13 protein-coding genes are annotated in these 16,774 nt (G+C 70.4%); 6 read left to right on the plus strand and 7 right to left on the minus strand.

Annotation, left to right across the window (positions count from 1 at the left end; all coding sequences use genetic code 11):
* Positions 1-202: 202 nt before the first annotated feature.
* Positions 203-1,462, minus strand: coding sequence for an NAD(P)-dependent oxidoreductase (locus AB0G56_RS16590; RefSeq protein ID WP_360969685.1), 1,260 nt, complete (start codon positions 1,460-1,462; stop codon positions 203-205).
* A gap of 246 nt (positions 1,463-1,708) precedes the next feature.
* Between AB0G56_RS16590 and AB0G56_RS16595 the strand changes: the two genes are divergently transcribed.
* Positions 1,709-2,140 (plus strand): FAD-binding protein, encoded by a 432-nt coding sequence (locus AB0G56_RS16595; RefSeq protein ID WP_360969687.1) that lies wholly within the window; start codon positions 1,709-1,711, stop codon positions 2,138-2,140.
* A gap of 390 nt (positions 2,141-2,530) precedes the next feature.
* Entirely contained in the window at positions 2,531-3,118 is a 588-nt protein-coding gene (locus tag AB0G56_RS16600) for a BBE domain-containing protein (protein ID WP_360969689.1), read from the plus strand.
* 307 nt (positions 3,119-3,425) lie between these two features.
* Here AB0G56_RS16600 and msrA read toward each other — a convergent pair whose 3' ends face one another.
* Entirely contained in the window at positions 3,426-3,938 is a 513-nt protein-coding gene (gene msrA / locus AB0G56_RS16605) for a peptide-methionine (S)-S-oxide reductase MsrA (RefSeq protein ID WP_360969691.1), read from the minus strand.
* Positions 3,939-4,231: 293 nt separating this feature from the next.
* On the opposite strand from msrA, the gene AB0G56_RS16610 reads away from it, so the two are divergent.
* The 4 genes from AB0G56_RS16610 (at position 4,232) to AB0G56_RS16625 (ending at position 10,904) form a co-directional block, all read left to right on the plus strand.
* A complete protein-coding gene (locus AB0G56_RS16610; protein ID WP_360969693.1) occupies positions 4,232-8,191 on the plus strand; it encodes a S8 family peptidase in 3,960 nt (1,319 codons plus the stop codon).
* 156 nt (positions 8,192-8,347) lie between these two features.
* Positions 8,348-9,358, plus strand: coding sequence for a helix-turn-helix domain-containing protein (locus AB0G56_RS16615; protein WP_360969694.1), 1,011 nt, complete (start codon positions 8,348-8,350; stop codon positions 9,356-9,358).
* Positions 9,359-9,583: 225 nt separating this feature from the next.
* Positions 9,584-10,537: an LPXTG cell wall anchor domain-containing protein gene (locus AB0G56_RS16620; RefSeq protein ID WP_360969696.1), complete on the plus strand. Its 954-nt coding sequence runs from the start codon at positions 9,584-9,586 to the stop codon at positions 10,535-10,537.
* Positions 10,538-10,703: 166 nt separating this feature from the next.
* Positions 10,704-10,904 (plus strand): cold-shock protein, encoded by a 201-nt coding sequence (locus tag AB0G56_RS16625; RefSeq protein WP_037863297.1) that lies wholly within the window; start codon positions 10,704-10,706, stop codon positions 10,902-10,904.
* A gap of 308 nt (positions 10,905-11,212) precedes the next feature.
* Here the strand turns inward: AB0G56_RS16625 and AB0G56_RS16630 are convergent, their stop codons facing one another.
* From AB0G56_RS16630 to AB0G56_RS16650, 5 genes are all read right to left on the minus strand, one after another.
* Positions 11,213-11,524, minus strand: a complete 312-nt coding sequence (locus AB0G56_RS16630) for a hypothetical protein (protein ID WP_018569291.1) — start codon at positions 11,522-11,524, stop codon at positions 11,213-11,215.
* Positions 11,521-11,973 (minus strand): MarR family transcriptional regulator, encoded by a 453-nt coding sequence (locus AB0G56_RS16635; protein WP_037863325.1) that lies wholly within the window; start codon positions 11,971-11,973, stop codon positions 11,521-11,523. The genes AB0G56_RS16630 and AB0G56_RS16635 overlap by 4 nt, the downstream gene beginning before the upstream one ends.
* An 836-nt stretch (positions 11,974-12,809) precedes the next feature.
* Positions 12,810-14,054: a ParB/RepB/Spo0J family partition protein gene (locus AB0G56_RS16640; RefSeq protein ID WP_360969698.1), complete on the minus strand. Its 1,245-nt coding sequence runs from the start codon at positions 14,052-14,054 to the stop codon at positions 12,810-12,812.
* Entirely contained in the window at positions 14,051-15,316 is a 1,266-nt protein-coding gene (locus AB0G56_RS16645) for a ParA family protein (RefSeq protein ID WP_360969699.1), read from the minus strand. The genes AB0G56_RS16640 and AB0G56_RS16645 overlap by 4 nt, the downstream gene beginning before the upstream one ends.
* A gap of 184 nt (positions 15,317-15,500) precedes the next feature.
* A complete protein-coding gene (locus AB0G56_RS16650; RefSeq protein ID WP_360969701.1) occupies positions 15,501-16,334 on the minus strand; it encodes a hypothetical protein in 834 nt (277 codons plus the stop codon).
* Between the last annotated feature and the right edge of the window lie 440 nt (positions 16,335-16,774).

Raw genomic sequence — 16,774 nt, forward strand, 5'->3', positions numbered from 1 at the left:
TCCGGCCGTACCTCCGGACGCACCGCCGTCCCCAGCCCCGGACGCACGGCCGTCCCCAGCGGCGCGGGCGTCGCGCGACGGCCCGGGCAGTACCTTCGACGACACCACGAACACGTCCAGGTCGCCCACCCCGGAACTCTCCCCGGGCCCGTGGGGGTGCTCGGCCAGCCGCAGCGCCAGCCACTGACCGCCCGTCGCCCCCTCAGCCCTCGCCGCCGGCAGCAGCCGAAACTGCCCCGACACCGAGAACCCGCCCGCGATCCCGCGCACGAGCGGAGCGGCGCCGGACGGATCCCAGGGGACGGCCGCGCCGAGCGGTGCGGACCAGTTCCACACGGAGGTGAACGACTCCCACGCCGCCGACGCGTCGGAGTACCCGTCCCGCTCGTAGGAACCAAGCACCCGCACCGGATCGGCGTGCGGTCCGACGATCCCCAGGTAACCGCCCCGCACGTCGGTCGTCCCCCGCCTGGGCGACCCGCTCACCGGCCTCGTGCTCGTACGCGTACTCGTGTCCGTACGCGGCCGTGTGGACGACGTTGTCCAGTTCCGCACCGCGCGCGAACCGGTGCGGCTGCCGCCGCAGGAAGTCCACGCTCATCTGCGGGAACGCGTCGGTGAAGGCGGCCACGTGCGGAGTGACGAGGGCGCCGGGCAGGTCCCACAGGGGATGGCCCGCGGGCAGCGGCTCGGGGTCGGTCACGTCGAGGACGACCCGCAGCCGGCCGCCGCGCACCTCGCGCACCGCGGCGGCGGTGTCCAGCAGTTCCCCGCGGGCGACGTTCACCAGGAACGCGCCGTCCTTCAGCCGTGCCGGCTCCGCCGCGCCGAACATGCCGCGGGTGGCCTCGGTCAGCGGGGCGCACAGCACCACCGCGTCGGCCGTGGGCAGCAGCGCGGGCAGTTCCGCCGCGCCGTGCACGCGGCCCGCCGGGGTCGTACGCCCTGTCCTGGCCACGAGGACGACCTCGCAGCCGAACACGCCGTGCCGTGCCGCCACGGCCGCGCCCACGGCGCCGTAGCCGACCACCACGACCCGTTTGCCGACCAGCGTGGTACCGGTGTTCGGGCGCCATTCCCCGGCCGCCTGCCGGCGGGCGTAGTGGTCGAGGCCCCGGCCGAGGGCCAGCAGCAGGCTGACGGCCAGTTCCGCGGTTGCCTCGCGGTGCACTCCGCGGGCGGTCGCCAGCCGGGCGCCGGGCGGCAGCAGGTCGAGCAGCGGCATCATGTGGTCGTATCCGGAGCTGAGGAGCTGGACGACCTCGACGTTGACCGCCCGGGGCAGCAGGTGCGCGAAGACGCGTTCCGCCCCGGGTGCCGGGGGCCCGGCCAGGAAGCGCACCTCGCGCGGGTCGCCGGGCAGCGAGGCCGTACCGTCCCAGTAGCGGTAGGAGAGTCCGTCCGGCAGGCGCGGGACTCGTTCCGGTCGGTACGGGAGCCACACCGTCTTGCCGTCGTTCATCGTGCCTCAGCCTCTTCCGCGTCCCGCCGCGCCACACGGGCGCGGAACCGTCCGGTCACGTCCGTGAGAACACGTGTGCATGTACTCATTTCGCCAACGTGTGCAAGTCGGCCGAAAGTTCACGTGAGGTACGGCACACCCCTTGTCGGACTCCCGGTGAACCTCCTCGCCATGCCGCCGCGTGTACGGAGCGGGGGAAGGGTGGGTGCGGTCACCCACGACGACATCGCGCACGAGGAAAATGACGTGAACCCACCAGCGACCGGACGGCAGACCCCCGCCGCCGGCCTCTCCGCCCTGCGAGCCGCCGTCACGGGGCCGGTGCTCACACCCGACGACTCGGCGTACGCGACGCAGTGCACCGGCCACAACCTGCTGCACGCAGGCCGGCCGTCGGTCGTCGTCTGCGCCACCTGCCAGGAGGACATGGTCGCCGCCGTACGGTTCGCGGCGCGGCACGGCATGCCCGTCGCGGTGCGCAACGCCGGGCACCGGATGGTCCTGCCGGACGTCGGCGACTGGCTGCTGATCAGCCTGCGCCGCATGCCCGACGTCGTCGTGGACGCCGGGCGCCGTACCGTCACCGTGGGCCCAGGCGCCCGCTGGGACCACGTGCTCACCGAGACGGCCCGGCACGGCCTCGCGCCCGTCTGCGGTTCGGCTCCCGCGTCGGGGTGATCGGCTGCACGCTGGGCGGCGGGATCGGCCCGCTGCTGAGCCGGACGTACGGGTACGCCGCCGACCACGTACGCCGGATGGAGGTCGTCACGGCGGACGGCACCGTCCGGGAGGTCGCGCCGGACAGCGAACCGGACCTCTTCCGGGCGCTCCTGGGCTGCAAGGGCAACTTCGGCGTGGTCACCCGCATGGAGTTCGACGTCTTCCCCGTCAGCCGCTTCTTCGGCGGCGGGCTGTGGTTCCGCGGGGAGGACATGGCCCACGTGCCGGGTGTGTGGCGGAGCTGGCTCGAAGGGCTGGACGAGCGCACCACCACCTCCGTCGCCGTGCAGCGTCTGCCCCCCCGTCCCCGGCCTCCCGCCCGGGCTGCGCGGCGCGTTCGTCCTGCACGTGCGCGTGGGCCACCTCGGACCGGCCGCCGAGGGCGAGCAGCTGGTCACCCCGCTCCGGGCCGCCGCCCCGCTCCTGCTGGACACCGTCGCGGAGCGGCCCTGCGAGCAGGTGGGCGACATCCACGTGGATCCGGTGCGAGCCGCGTACGTCACGGAGACCACCGTGGGCCTGCGGGAGTTGACCGCCGACACCCTCGCCGCGTTCGTGGAACTCACCGGCCCGGAATCCGGCTGCCCTCTCGCCTCCGTCGAGATACGCGCCTTGGGCGGTGCCCTGGACCGGGAACCGCCGGTCCCCAACTCTGTGCCGTCACGGGGCATTCCGTTCGTGACGTTCGCCGTGGGCGTGGCGGGGCCGTCCGGGGCGGGCCTGATGGCCGGGCACCTCGCCGCGTACGCCAAGGGGATGGCCGCTTGGGGGGACGACCGGAGCATCATGAACTTCCTCGCCCCGGACGCGGAGCGTGAGGAGGCGGACGTACGCGCGCTGTTCGGCGGCCAGCGGTACGACCGCCTGGCGGCGGTCAAACGTCGCTACGACCCGAGGAACATGTTCCGCCTCAACCACAACGTCCGCCCCGCCTGAGACGGGGGACCGGTGTCCGCCCGCGTGGGACGGGGGACCTGTGTCCGCCCCACGTGAGACGGCCGACCGGTGTCAGCCCGCGTGGGACTGGGGTCCGACGTCCGGCCCTCGTGAAGCCGGCGTAGCGCCGTCCGCCCCGCGTGAGACGGCGGTCAGGCAGCGGGAGTGAACGCCCCCGGGCCGCTCGGCATGCCCAGCCTGCCGACCCGTTGTGCCCGCCGCGTGGTGGGTGTGCCCGGCCGCAGGCGCAGGCGCAGTGCGCGGCAGCCGCGGCGCGCGGGCCCGCCGCCGGCCCCGCTCCCCCGCGTCAGGCCTCCGTGCGCCGCGGCAGCCGCCAGTTGGGCCGCGGGAAGTGGCAGGTGTAACCGTCCGGGTAGCGCTGGAGGTAGTCCTGGTGCTCCGGCTCGGCCTCCCAGAAGGGACCCGCGGGCACGACCTCGGTCACCACCGGACCCGGCCACAGCCCCGACGCGTTCACGTCGGCGATGGTGTCCTCGGCGACCCGCCGCTGCTCCTCGTCGAGGTAGAAGATGGCGGAGCGGTAGCTGTCGCCGATGTCGTTGCCCTGGCGGTTCTTCGTCGTCGGGTCGTGGATCTGGAAGAAGAACTCCAGGATGGCGCGGTAGTCGGTCGCGGTCGGATCGAACGTGATCTCGATCGACTCGGCGTGGCCGTCGTGGCGGCGGTAGGTCGGGTTCGCCAGCTCACCTCCGCTGTATCCGACGCGCGTGCCCACCACGCCCGGGAGGTTCCGGATCAGCTCCTCCATGCCCCAGAAGCAGCCTCCGGCCAGCAGGGCCCTCTCCTCGACGTCTGTCATGACATCTCGCCTTTCTTTCCACATCTCTTCGTCTCGAACAGCCTCGCACATGGCCCACGCCCGCTCACACCGCTGGTGAGTGGCACGGAGGCCCAAACATGTCACCAGTTCAGAAGGTGACGGTATCATGTCAGGCTTAGGTGTCACCAGTCAATAAGGTGACGCTTGGTCCCTGTCGCTGTTGCGACATGTCCCACCTGTGCCAAGGGAAGCCAGTGACAGCCGCCGCACAGCCATCGGATTCTGTCCAGCGCGTGAACTCCGCTCACCCCCCGAGGGAAGGCATGGCACCGATGAGACAGATCCGCCTGATGGCGGCGACCGCCGCGGGCTTCGCCCTGGCCGCAGGAGCCGTGACGCCGGTTTCCGCCACGCCCGGCGCGCGGCCGGCGGGCACACCACGGGCGCACCCGCCGGCCGCGTCCGCGAACAGCGCGGCGACGGTCCGCCTGATCACGGGTGACAGCGTCACCGTGGCGAGAGGACCCGACGGCCACCAGGCCGCCACCGTACGGCCCGGTCCCGGACGCGGGAGCATCGTCTTCCAGACGTTCGAACAGGACGGGCACATCTCGGTGTTGCCGTCCGACGCGCAACCCCTCGTCTCCGCGGGGCGGTTGGACAAGTCACTGTTCGACGTCACCGCCCTCCTCGCGCAGAAGTACGACACCGCCCACACGGACACCCTCCCCCTGCTGGTCAGCGCCTCCGGCGGCGCGGCGGGCCCGGCCGAACGCAGGCTCACCGCGTTCGCCGAGGAGTCCAAGCAGCCGAACAGGCCGGAGAATTCCCCGAACTCCCCGGACCTCCCGAAGTCCGGGGTGAACGAGAAGCCCGAGAAGCCCGCCCCCACCCCCGCCCTGGCCAGCATCCACGCCCGCGCTCTGCGTGTCGCGCAGGGCGACCTCGGCCGCTTCTGGGACGAACTGGCCCCGCCCTCGGCCTCGGTCGAGGGCACGTCGCGGACTTCTTCCGCGCTCGCCGCCGTCCCCCGCGTGTGGCTGGACGGCCGGGTCCACGCCGTACTCGACCGCAGCACCGCCCAGATCAACGCGCCCGCCGTCTGGCAGAAGGGCGACCGCGGCGACGGCGTCAAGGTCGCCGTGCTCGACACCGGCGCCGACCAGTCCCATCCCGACCTGGCCGGACGGATCTCGAAAGCCGAGGACTTCTCCGGCAGTTCGGGCACCGGTGACGTCTTCGGGCACGGCACGCACGTCGCGTCCATCGTCGGCGGCAGCGGCGCGGCCTCCGACGGCACCCGCAAGGGCGTGGCACCCGCGGCCGACCTGCTGATCGGCAAGGTCCTCGGCGACGACGGGTTCGGCACCGAGTCACAGGTGATCGCCGGCATGGAGTGGGCCGCCGCCCAGGGTGCCAAGGTCGTCAACATGAGCCTCGGTTCCGAGGAGGCCAGTGACGGCACGGACGCCATGAGCCTGGCGCTGAACGAACTGAGCCGCAGCACCGGCACGTTGTTCGTGGCCGCCGCGGGCAACAGCGGCGAGAACGGCGAGATCACGGTCGGCTCCCCCGGCGCGGCCGACGCCGCCCTCACCGTCGGTGCCGTGGACCGCGACGACTCACTGGCCGGCTTCTCCAGCCGCGGCCCGCGGGCCGGTGACGGCGCCGTCAAGCCGGACGTGACCGCGCCGGGCGTCGGCATCGTGGCGGCCCGGGCGTCGGGCACCACCATGGGCGACCCGGTCGACCGGTACTACACGGCCGCCTCCGGCACTTCGATGGCCACCCCGCACGTGGCCGGGGCCGCCGCCCTGGTCGCCCAGCGGCACCCCGACTGGACCGGTACGCAGCTCAAGGACGCCCTGATCAGCACCGCCCGTACGATCGAAGGGCAGAAGACCACCGAACAGGGCGGCGGCCGCATCGACGCCGCCGCCGCGGCCCTCGGCCCGGTCACCGCGACGGGCAGCGTCACCCTCGGGTCCTTCCAGCCCGGGGACGGCCCCCGCACCGCCACCCTGCACTACACCAACACCTCCGGCACGGACGTCGCCCTCGCCCTTTCCCCGCACCTGACCGACGTGCACGGCCGTTCCGTGCCGCCCGCCGCGCTCGGCCTCGCGGCCTCGGTGCGCGTGCCCGCGCACGCGACGGCGGACGTCCCCCTGACCGTGCGCCCCGCGAAGGCTCCCCGGGGCACCTACTACGGCTACGTCACCGGCACCGCCGCCGGCGCCTCCGCGCCCACCGTCCACACCACCCTCGACCTGACCGTGCACGGCCCCGTGCACCGGCTCACGGTGGTGTCGTACGACGAGAAGGGCGACCGCGTCCCCCTCCAGCCGGTCATCTGGGGCCCTGGCGGGTTCGTGCCGTACACGGACTCCGAGCACGCGGTCGCCGAGGTGGAGGAAGGCACGTACCAGGTCAGCCACACCTTCACGGTCACCGCGCACGACGGCGAGGAAATGCGCGAGGTCGTGCTCCCCGAGGTGAAGGTCACCAAGGACACGACCGTCACCGTGGACGCCCGCGCCACCACGCCCGTCGAGATCCGCACCCCGAGGCCCGCCGAGCAGCGCGGCGCGATCAGCTTCCAGACGTACCGCGAGATCGACGGCCGCAGCCTCACCCAGGGCACGATGTACTTCGACATCGCCAAGCGCGTCTACGCCAGCCCCACTCCCCCGGTCCAGGACGGCAGGTTCGAGTTCGCCTCCCGCTGGCAGCTCGTCGCCCCCCTGCTGGACGCACGGGCCGCCGGGATGCCCGGCAGGCTGGACGCCTACTACATGCCCGCCTCCCCGCTGTTCGACGAGCGCGGTGCCGCCCTGACCGCCGTCGACGCGGGCGATGCCGCGGCCCCCGCATTCGCCCGGGTCCGTGGCCGGATCGCCGTCCTCACCAACACCACGTTCGTGAGTGAACCCGCCGTCATCGCGCAGGCCGCGGCGGCGGGCGCCAAGGCGGTGCTCCTGGTCGACTCGTCGGACACCGCCTGGACCCGCTGGCGGCCGGACGGCGACCGCTGGGCCGTGCCGACCATCCGTATCGGCGCCTCCGCCGGAGCCCAGCTGCTGCGGCTCGTCCACCGGCAGACCGAACGCATGACCTTCCACGGCACCGCCCGCAGCCCCTACCTCTACGACGTGATGCAGGTCAGCAGGCAGAGCATCCCGCGCCACATCGTCCACACCGTCTCCGACCGCACCAGCGCCGCCGTCCGCACGACGTACGCGGACACCGGCGGCCCCGGCTGGATCTCCGAACAGCGCTTCGCCCGGCGCCCGTACCAGCGGACGTCCTGGAACCAGTACAACCGCTACGTGCCCACCGGCTTCACCCGCACCGAGTACGTCAGCGCCGATGACACCGTCTGGCAGCACCTGGTGCACCACACCACGGCCTTCGACCCGGACCAGGCGCTGGCCGTGGGCCTGCGGGACGATCCGCGCACCTACCGGGCGGGCACCCGCGACACGGAGACCTGGCAGGGCGCCGTTGTGCGCCCGTCGATCCCGGCCGGCACCACGACGCCGACGGTACGGTCGGGCGACGTACTGCACCTGTGGATACCGGAGTTCACGGACTCCCAGCCCGGTCACTGGTCGCGACTGGTGGAGGGCGGCGGAGACATCGGCCTCTCCGGCGCCTCCGGAACCACCGGCACCACCGGAACCACCGGCACCACCGGCACCACCGGCACCACCGGAACCACCGGCAGCCCCGATACCAGCCAGGCAGCGGCGGGTGACACGAGCACGGCGGTGCTGTACCGCAACGGGAAGAAGTACGCGGACCTGGGCACCGCCTGGGTCGACGCCGAGGTCCCCGCGGACAAGGCCGGCTACCGCCTGGACATGACCACCTCCCGCACCTCGTCCACCTGGCGCTACGCCACCGCCACCAGCACCTCGTGGTCGTTCCGCTCGCAGCACACCGAACAGGCCGTGGCGCTGCCCCTGCTGCAACTCGACTACGACATACCGGTCGACGCGCGGAACACGGTCAGGACCGCGGGGCCGTACGGCGTCGGCGTCACCGTCCGCGCCCAGGACGGCGCACCCGTCCCGCACGGCGTCACCGTCCGGGTCGAGACCTCCTGCGACGACGGACACACCTGGCGCACGGCCCGACCCGGCCACCGCACCGGCAACACCTTCCGGGCCACCGTCGCCCGCACCGGTGGCCACGGCACCGCCTACGTGACCCTCCGCGTCACGGCCGAGGACGCCGCGGGCAACCGCGTCCAGCAGACCGTCCAACGCGCCTGGGCCCAGCACCGGTAGGGCATTCAGGCACTGTCACGGGCACGGAGGGGCGAGCGGTCATCCGACCGCTCGCCCTTGCGTCACCCTTCACACCTCTTTGTGACGATCGTCCCCATCCCCCCTTGCCATACAGTCTTCAACCAGCACCAACGGCAAGTGGGGAGGACGTGCGGGATGCTGGAAGCCGCTGGAGTCTCACAAGTGCAGGAATCCGTCTACCGCGTGCTCGTGATGTCCGACCGGGCCACGGTCGACGACATCGCCCGGCGCACCACCCTGACCCACGCCGACACCGCCCGCATCCTCGACGCCCTGGTCGCGCTGGGCCTGGCCACCCCCGCCGACGGCTCCCCGCGGCTGTACCGCGCCGTGCCCCCGGACGTGGCCCTCCTCCCCCGCATCAAGAAGAACGCGGAGGCCCTCGATCTCGCCCGGACGGAAGCCGCCCGGCTGATCGAGACGCACCGCGAGACGGTACGCCGCCACGACGCGGGGCAACTGCTCGAAGTCATCACCGGGGCCGAGGCACTGCGCCAGCACCTCAAGCAGATCCAGACCAACACGCGCGAGGAGATGCTCTGGTTCTGCAAGGCCCAGTACGTGGCCATGCCGTCCGGCACCAACGCGGAGGAGTACGAGGCCCTGGCCCGGGGCGTGCGCTACCGCGTCCTGTACGAGCAGGCGTTCTTCGACGACGACGGCGCCGTGGACAACGTTGCCACGGGCATGCGAGCAGGAGAGATCGCACGTTCCGTCCCCACCCTCCCGCTGCGCCTCGCCGTCGCCGACCGCTCGGTCGCCCTCTTCCCGCTGGTCCCCGGCGGCCCCCACGGCAGCCCCGACGAGCCGACCACCGCGCTGGTGCGCGACAGCAACCTGCTGAGCGCCCTGGTGGCACTGTTCGAGAGCTACTGGGAGAACGCCGTCCCCCTGCACCTCACGGCCACCGAGGGCGCCTCCCCCGCCCTGGACGCGGAGGACCCGGACACGCGCACCCACCTGTCACCGACCGACAGCAAGCTCCTGTCCCTGCTCGTCGCGGGAGTCGCCGACAAGGCGATCGCCTCCCACCTGGGCCTGAGCCGGAGGACCGTCCAGCGCCGCATCCAGGGCCTGATGGAACGCGCCGGGGCCGGGACGCGGATGCAGCTCGCCTGGCAGGCCGCCCGGCGCGAGTGGCTGTGAAATACATGTTTTCGGGGTGTGTCAGTGCCAGCGGCATCGCTCACCAGCGGAAAAGAGGCCCTCAAATGAATACCTACAGAGCGGACCTGACATCCATGCGGGGAAACATGTGTTGTGGCCCCAATCGTGCTGCCCCCACATGACCAGGCCACCACAGCCCACACCTGGACCACACGTTGCCGGATTCAGATGTGTGAGTGTGCGACCAGAAATGGAAGACCTCCCATGTCAAGAGCCCGCCATTTCGCGCTGGGTTCAGCGCTGAGCACGACCGCAGCCGTGCTCAGCGTCTCCGCCTGCGGCACCGTGAGCGCGTACGCGGCGAGCCCGCAGGCCTCCGGCACCCAGCAGGGCGCTTTCCACCCCAATCCGAACGCGGCCGGCAGCAGGGTCGACTCCCCCTGCCGGTTCTCCGTGAACGGCCAGGAGTGGCTGCCGAGCAGCGAGGCGCGGAAGCTCAGCCTGACCTCCGCCGCCGACGGCAAACTTCACATCGGGGTTCGCGCGGGCAAGTGGGACAACTGCACAGTCTCCTTGGCCGCGTACCTGACTCACGGCCCCTCCTGGCAGACCTCCGGCAAGCAGGAGTTCCTCGACTTCGACACCGTCAAGGTCTCCCACGGCGCCACCGGGCATCTGGCGATCACGGCCCCCGGCAAGGACTGCTTCACCCAGGTCGACCTCTACCGGGGCGACGTCAAGCACGACGGAAAGACCGCCGATCTGCCGGAGGGCCCCGACCACCCGGTGTTCACGGGGAACCTCATCGCGGCCTGGCAGGGCGGGACCACGGTGTGCCACGTCCCGCAGACCCCCTCCACCCCTCCGCCCGTTCCTTCGAAGCCCACCCCGCCCGCCGAGTCGACGACGCCACCCGCCGAGGCGACGCCGCCCGCGACTCCGGCCCCCACCGCCTCCCGGCCCTCGGCCCCGGGCACCCCCAAGCCGTCGGCCTCGGCGCCGTCCGCCCCGCCCGCCTCCCCGGCTACCTCTCCGGCCGCGGCCGTACCGGTCACCGCCACCGCCCGGCCGAGCCGGTCGAGTGGTTCGTCCACGCCCCTCGCCGAGACGGGCAGCGGCAACGCCGTGCCGCTCACAGTGGGCGCGGCGGTTCTGGTGGCGTTGGGCGCCGGTGCGTTCGTGGTCGCCCGGCGGCGACGGTCAGCACAGAAGGGCTGACGAGACACACGTTTCCGCGACCAGGTGAAGTCTCGTGTGAATCCGGGTTCCGACTTACCATGGATAGCGGCAAAGGCGGAACCGGGCTGCGGCCGAAACGTTCCCGCCCGAGCGGGCCCGCCACGGGCAAGGTTGGCTGGGTCTCGGCTTAGACGAAGGAAAGTACATGGCAAGCGGCACCGTGAAGTGGTTCAACTCCGAAAAGGGCTTCGGTTTCATCGCCCAGGACGGCGGACCTGACGTCTTCGCGCACTATTCCAACATCGCGGGCAACGGCTACCGCGAGCTGGTCGAGGGCGAGCACGTCACTTTTGACGTCACCCAGGGCCAGAAGGGCCCGCAGGCAGAGAACATCGTCCGCGGCTGACCGTTCGCGCGAACAGGGCTCTGTCCCGGAGAATCGTTCTGAGCGAAGAATCGAACAGTTCGAACAAGCTCCGGAACATTGACCAGACAGCAGGAAAGACGTCCTGCGGATCGCACCTCATGTACGTCACGTCAATGAGGGACGATCCGCAGGACGTCTTCTGTTTCCCGGGGGGCCTGCTTCCCACCGGGACTGCCTTCCGGAGAGGCCCCTCCAAAGCGGCCTATCTTGGAGGGGCCGGACCTCTGGAAGAGCCGGACCTCCCGACGGTCGGTCCTCCGTACGGACGATCCTCCGGACGGGCGGGATCAGGTCGCGCGGCGGAGCGGAACGACGACCCGCTCTCCCAGCCGACCCGGAACGATCCGGTAGTACTTGATGTGACCGATCTTCTCGGTCTCTTCCAGCCAGCCCAGACCGATCACCTGCTTACGCGTCCGCGAGAACACGGGCGGCGCCATCCCCACCAGCTGCGCCAGCTGCGCCGCGGTCTCCAGTACGGCACCGGAGCGGTCCGTCGGGTGCAGGGCATACAGCATGACGACGAGACGCTGGTTGGCGGTCATGCCGGCCGTTGCCTCCAGCAGCTTGAGGTTCTGCTGCTTGTCGTCACTGGTCACTTTGCCTCCCACCGTGCTGGAGTGTTCTCGTCGAAGCCCGGGATGTCCGGCGGATTGCACGTCCTCACCGCTTCACGCTGCTCCAGCCCTGTTCCATGGAAGGCAATGTACGGGCTGATGCGGTAGAAGTTGTAGTTGCCGATGCGCCCTCGGACGATCAGAACCCGATGCTTGGCCAACTTTCTGTTGATCTTCCCGACCGCGTCCGTCGACATCCCCACCCGCTTGGCGATGTCCGCTCCCGTGGCCCGCAGCGGCTCCATGCCCTCGGGCGACACACCGATCCACCACAGAACGAGGAACTTCTGACTGGGCGTGAAGGCCTTTGACTCCGTGATGGCCTCCACCCGCGCCTTGTCCACCTGTGTATGCCTGCCGGAGAAGGCATAAGGCGCGTAGGGGACCGGCTCGCCGGTGTCGGCGTCGACCAGTCTGCGTACTGCTCCCAACAGGCCCTCCATGCGTGGGGCATTGATGCTGTGTTCATCCAGGGCGACCCTCAGGCCGACCATATGAACCTAACGTACATGAGCAGGAAGTCAATCAACTCCGCTCGTCGACCGTGTCGCTTGTCCTCCACACAGGGCATCACCGCTCCACCCCCTGGCCCTCTCCCGACCGAGAGATGTACGTGACGTCAATCTGCCGCTGTTCTGGAACAGCGGTGCTCAGTTCCCTCAGACGTGGTGGCAGTTCCAGGGAACCGTGTGCCAGATCGACGGACAGCGGTAGCGGATCAAGGAAACCGGGTGATCAGTCCGAGGAAACCGGGTGCCCGGTTCTCTCAGCCGCCCACGGCGATCGACCGAACTGCCTGCCAGTCCCCAGGATCTTGGTCAGGCTCTGCATTTCCGCAGGTCAGAGGCGGTTTTTGCGGAAGACGCTCTCTTACTTCGTCCAACGCGCCGTGGGCCCACCGTCTGACTTCACCTCACCGGCACTGATGCGAACCCCACTGTTCCTGTACCACGGAAAGTCAGCCACTACGCCCCCGCGGCCGACGACTCAGGCGCGCGTGTGCCTCCAGCAACCCCGGAGGAGGCTCAGCCACGCCTTTGGAGGAACTGCCCTGACGCACCTGCACCGGCCGGAGCACCCCGGCCACGATGGTGCTGGCGCATGGTCCGGGCAGCTTCGTGGAGAGCCCCGGACGAAGAGACGGCCCCCGCCCGAGAGATGGCCCACGTCTCGGAGACGGCTGCCGCTCCCCTCCCCTATTACGCCGTAATAAGGCCGTCCCCCTATTACGGCGTAATAGGGGGACGGCCTGTGCGACGGTCTGCGCTCAGCGGGTGCTGCTGGGGGACTCCAGACGCTCCTGCTGATGCTTGTTGAGGATGACCAGCATCCGGTCGAACTCCGTGACATTCATCTTGCGGATGAGGTGCATGGCGAGGAAGGCGCCGTTGTCGTAGGGCAGACGGCGGGCCGCGGACCCGTTGACATCGGTGAGGTCCTGGTCCGGAACGGAAGCCCGGTTGGACCGGGGCTCGGGCACGGTCTCCGGAGCGGGAGTGGACTGTACGGCCACCGACGGAACGGCCTCGTCCGGCTCGACCGACCGGCCTGACTCATCCGGCACATCGAACTCGTCAGGCTCGTCTGCCTCGTCCGGCTCTCCCCCGTCGACTGGGGCGGCCTCGTACTGTTCCTCCAGGGCCTGCAGGCTCTCCGGAGTCTCCGGGTTTTCCGAGCCCGCTACGCTCTCCGGTTCCTCAACCTCGTACCCTCCCATCCCTTCGTCCGCCTCCGGGCCGGGGACCGCCGGGGCTACCGGCGGTGCCGGGGTCATCGCGGCGGCGGCTGCCGCCTTCCGGTCCGCTTCCCTGCGAAGCCGCTCGGCCTTCAGCTCCTCCAGGGCGGCTTCCTGCCGCTCCTGCGGTTCCTTGGCCACGGCCCGGAGCAGTTCGACGGGCTCCGCACCGACCGCTGCCTGGAGTTGGGGGGACAGGTTCAGCAGCGCGAGACGCTGGGACACCCAGCCCTGGGACTTGCGCAGCCGCTTGGCGAGCTTGACCTGCGAGCCGTGGATGGCGAGGAGCCGTTGCAGTGCGCGAGCCTCGTCGAGCGGATCCAGGTCGTTGCGGTGGATGTTGGCGACGAGCGCGGATTCGAGGATGGCATCGCCGTCACTCCCCTGCTCGTCGTCGACCATCACATGGAGATGGGTGAGTCCTGCCTCCCGGGCGGCGGCCAGGCGGCTGCTGCCGTCGACGACGACGTGCGTCGTGTCGGGCTCCAGGTCCTTCTCACGGTCCGGGTTGGCTTTGAGGTAGGCATCGCGGTTCATGACCGTGATGGCCTGCTTCTGACCGTGCTCCTGGAGACTGCCTGCGAGTTCGCTCAGATCACCGAGGGTGGTGCGCGGGTTCTCGGGGTTGGGGCTGATGCGTGCCACGGGCAGACGGGCCGGCGGGGAAACCCCCTCGGTGGGGACGCCGGTGGCCGCGCCGATCGCGGCACGCCGGGCACTGACCGGCCGGGCGCCTCCTCCGAAACGTCCCGCTCCGAGCTGATCGGCCTTGCTCATGAGATCTCCCGTGCCAGGGCCCGCATGCCGATGGCCTGCTGCGAGGAGGGGGCGTAACTGAGCAGGGGCTGCTTCATGCGCACTGCTTCCTTCTGTTCCTTCAGGTCGCTGATGAGACCGACGACCCGCGGATCCTTTATGTCGATCCAGCCCTGGAGCGAGGAGGTGGCGATGTAGCCACGGCGGCCGTCGTAGAGGTTGACGACGATCCCCAGGTAGTCGATGTCGAGACCGAGGTCGTTGCGGAGGTCCTCGATCTGGTTGGTGAGCAGGTCGTAGGCGTCGGCGGAACTGTCCTCCGCCTGGACGACGATGAGCGCGCCGGACTGGCCGGGGCGCTCGCCGTCGCGGCGGCGTCCGTAGTAGGCCGCAGCGTCCATGCTGAGGCCGAGGCTCGGCGGGCAGTCGACGAGGATCACGTCGTAATCGGCTTCCAGCGGAGTCAGTGCTCGTTCCAGGGCGGCCTCCCGTGCGCGCACGGCGGACAGGCGCACGTCCAGGAGGAAGGCGTCATGGCAGGCGGGCAGCAGGTGCAGCCGACCGCCGAAGTGGTCCTCGTCGATGGAGACGATCAGTTCCCGCAGCTCGCCCTTGGGGTCGCCCGCCATGTGGTTGGTGAGGCTGTCACCGTTCATCGGGAGGGGCGCGGCCCCGAGCTGGTTGGTCAGGTGGCACTGGGGGTCGAAGTCGACCAGCAGGACGCGAAGACCGCGGCCGGGGAGCTTCTCGATGCCGAGCGGATCGCTGCTGCTGTCGGCCACGTCCCCGTCCTCGTCGCCCGCCCTGAGGGCGGCGGCCAGGGCTTTGGCGACGCGTACGGGATACAGGCGGTTGGAGTCCTCTGACAGTGCCTCACCCACACCGGCTGTGATGGCCGTCTTGCCCACGCCGCCCTTCTGGTTGCAGACGACGATGCGGCGGGTGATGTCCGGGCGCTGCACGTCGGGGGCCGGGTTCGTGTCGAGCCAGAGCTGGACGGACTGGGCGAGTCCCTGAATGAGGGAGACCCGGCGGTCCTCCGAGATCCCGCGGAACTCCTCCCACTGCCCGGGGGGCAGGAAGGTGGAGAAGGACTCGGCCCCGGCGGTGTCGACCGAGGCCGTCGCCGAGGCGAGGCCGCACCAGGCCGCGATGCCCTGCTCGACGGCGGTCTGGATCTCGATGCCGAGCTGAGCGGTTCTTACCTTGAGGTTCTGCCGGAGCCATCCCGGCAGTTTGGAGACGACCTTCACTCGGTCGTTCGAGGTGGCTGGCATACTCATGGCGCTACCTTACTAACGCCCTTGATCAACTGCACCACCGACACGTTAGTTAGTGCGACTTGGTGATGCGTCAGGCCGTGGCAGCCGGTCTCCCACCCCTATTACGGCGTAATAGCCGGGACCGGTTCGCACCGTCCGGACCCTCTCTTCCCCATGCTGCCTGCGGCCCACGACCCGGAACCTATTACGGCGTAATAGGTTCCGTCTTCGCCGCCTTGAGGAAGTCGGCAGCGGCGGTCAGCGCGAGACGTGCCCCATCGGTGAGGGCCGCGTTTCTGCCCGTCTGCCGTTCCTGCTTGGCCAGGGCACGAACGGCCGCGTCGAGGTAGCGGTGGAGGCTCACCATCTGGAGCGGGGTGCGGCAGTGCGGGAGCACCGCCGCGATCTCCTCGAACCAGTAGTCCGCGTCTTCGTCGAGCACCAGGCCGTCCCGCTGCTCCAGGAGACGGCCCGCGACAGGGACCAGGAGTTCGTGGCGTTTCTGCGCCTCCTCCTGGGCCCGGCGCTCCGCTGACTGTTCGAGGACGATCCGCCGTTCGGCTTTCAGTACGGCTTCCGGAGTGCGGCGTACCGGTTGGGCTTGCGGGGTCTCGTCGGTGAGCGTGCTCGCCCTCAGTCTCTTCGCCTTGTTGTAGGCCGCGCTCGGGGCGTTCACCGCCAGCGCCGGTGCCAACTGCTCCCAGTGGGCTCCTGCCTCCCGGGCATCGTCCACCGCCCGTGCCTGGTGGGATTCGCTCTGCTCTCGCAGGTACTCCCACAACTGGACCCGCTTCAGGGCCGCTGCCCGCCGGGCCTCCGGGGGCTGGGTGCGCAGCGCGTCCGTGTGCTTCTCCGCGTACAGCAGCGCTCCGTACAACTCGTCGTCGGCAGGCATGCGCTCGACGTCCGGATCCTCGGCGTTCTCATGGATCTGCCTCAGCTCCCCGACCAGAGCTACCGCATCCAGGGAACCGATCCGTACAGGCGCTTTGACCAGGGGTTTTGTGGGCCGGGTCGACTTCCGCACGCGCTTCGCCATGGAGAGATTGTGCCGTCTCCCCCCGTGATTCACAGAATGTGAAACAGCGTAGAAGCGCCTGAGTCCGCGGGCGAGGGGGCCGTACTCCGCGCAGTTACGCGGGGTCCCTCCGCCTCCTCACCGCTGAGCCGGCCTGACAGCTCCTGGAGAGCGGGTGGGAAGGGACTTGAGCCAGGGGCAGGGACCGAGCGGAGCCTATTACGGCGTAATAGCCAGAGCCCCTGGCAGGGACCCACCTCGTCCCGGAGGGTACGAAGGGACTCATGACAGGAAGACGCACGCAGGGACTGAAAGGTTCACCGCTCTTTCGGACGTTCCGGGGTGCGGGCAGGGACCAGGGACCTCCGGGCGGGTCGCCCGCGGAGGGACCAAGAGGGGGAGGGGCCGGACGGGAGGGGCTGAAGCAGTGCTGGTCCCTCTCGGTCCCTGAGCTTCAGTCC

The sequence above is a fragment of the Streptomyces sp. NPDC021356 genome (assembly GCF_040641015.1).
Taxonomy (GTDB): Bacteria; Actinomycetota; Actinomycetes; order Streptomycetales; family Streptomycetaceae; genus Streptomyces.

What these genes read in the sequence shown, in the direction of transcription:
- AB0G56_RS16645 (WP_360969699.1), bottom strand. Translation starts at nt 15,316, where the DNA reads ATGAGTATGCCAGCCACCTCGAACGACCGAGTGAAGGTCGTCTCCAAA.
- AB0G56_RS16650 (WP_360969701.1), bottom strand. Translation starts at nt 16,334, where the DNA reads ATGGCGAAGCGCGTGCGGAAGTCGACCCGGCCCACAAAACCCCTGGTC.
- AB0G56_RS16615 (WP_360969694.1), top strand. Translation starts at nt 8,348, where the DNA reads ATGCTGGAAGCCGCTGGAGTCTCACAAGTGCAGGAATCCGTCTACCGC.
- AB0G56_RS16610 (WP_360969693.1), top strand. Translation starts at nt 4,232, where the DNA reads ATGAGACAGATCCGCCTGATGGCGGCGACCGCCGCGGGCTTCGCCCTG.
- AB0G56_RS16590 (WP_360969685.1), bottom strand. Translation starts at nt 1,462, where the DNA reads ATGAACGACGGCAAGACGGTGTGGCTCCCGTACCGACCGGAACGAGTC.
- AB0G56_RS16620 (WP_360969696.1), top strand. Translation starts at nt 9,584, where the DNA reads ATGTCAAGAGCCCGCCATTTCGCGCTGGGTTCAGCGCTGAGCACGACC.
- AB0G56_RS16625 (WP_037863297.1), top strand. Translation starts at nt 10,704, where the DNA reads ATGGCAAGCGGCACCGTGAAGTGGTTCAACTCCGAAAAGGGCTTCGGT.
- AB0G56_RS16640 (WP_360969698.1), bottom strand. Translation starts at nt 14,054, where the DNA reads ATGAGCAAGGCCGATCAGCTCGGAGCGGGACGTTTCGGAGGAGGCGCC.
- msrA (WP_360969691.1), bottom strand. Translation starts at nt 3,938, where the DNA reads ATGACAGACGTCGAGGAGAGGGCCCTGCTGGCCGGAGGCTGCTTCTGG.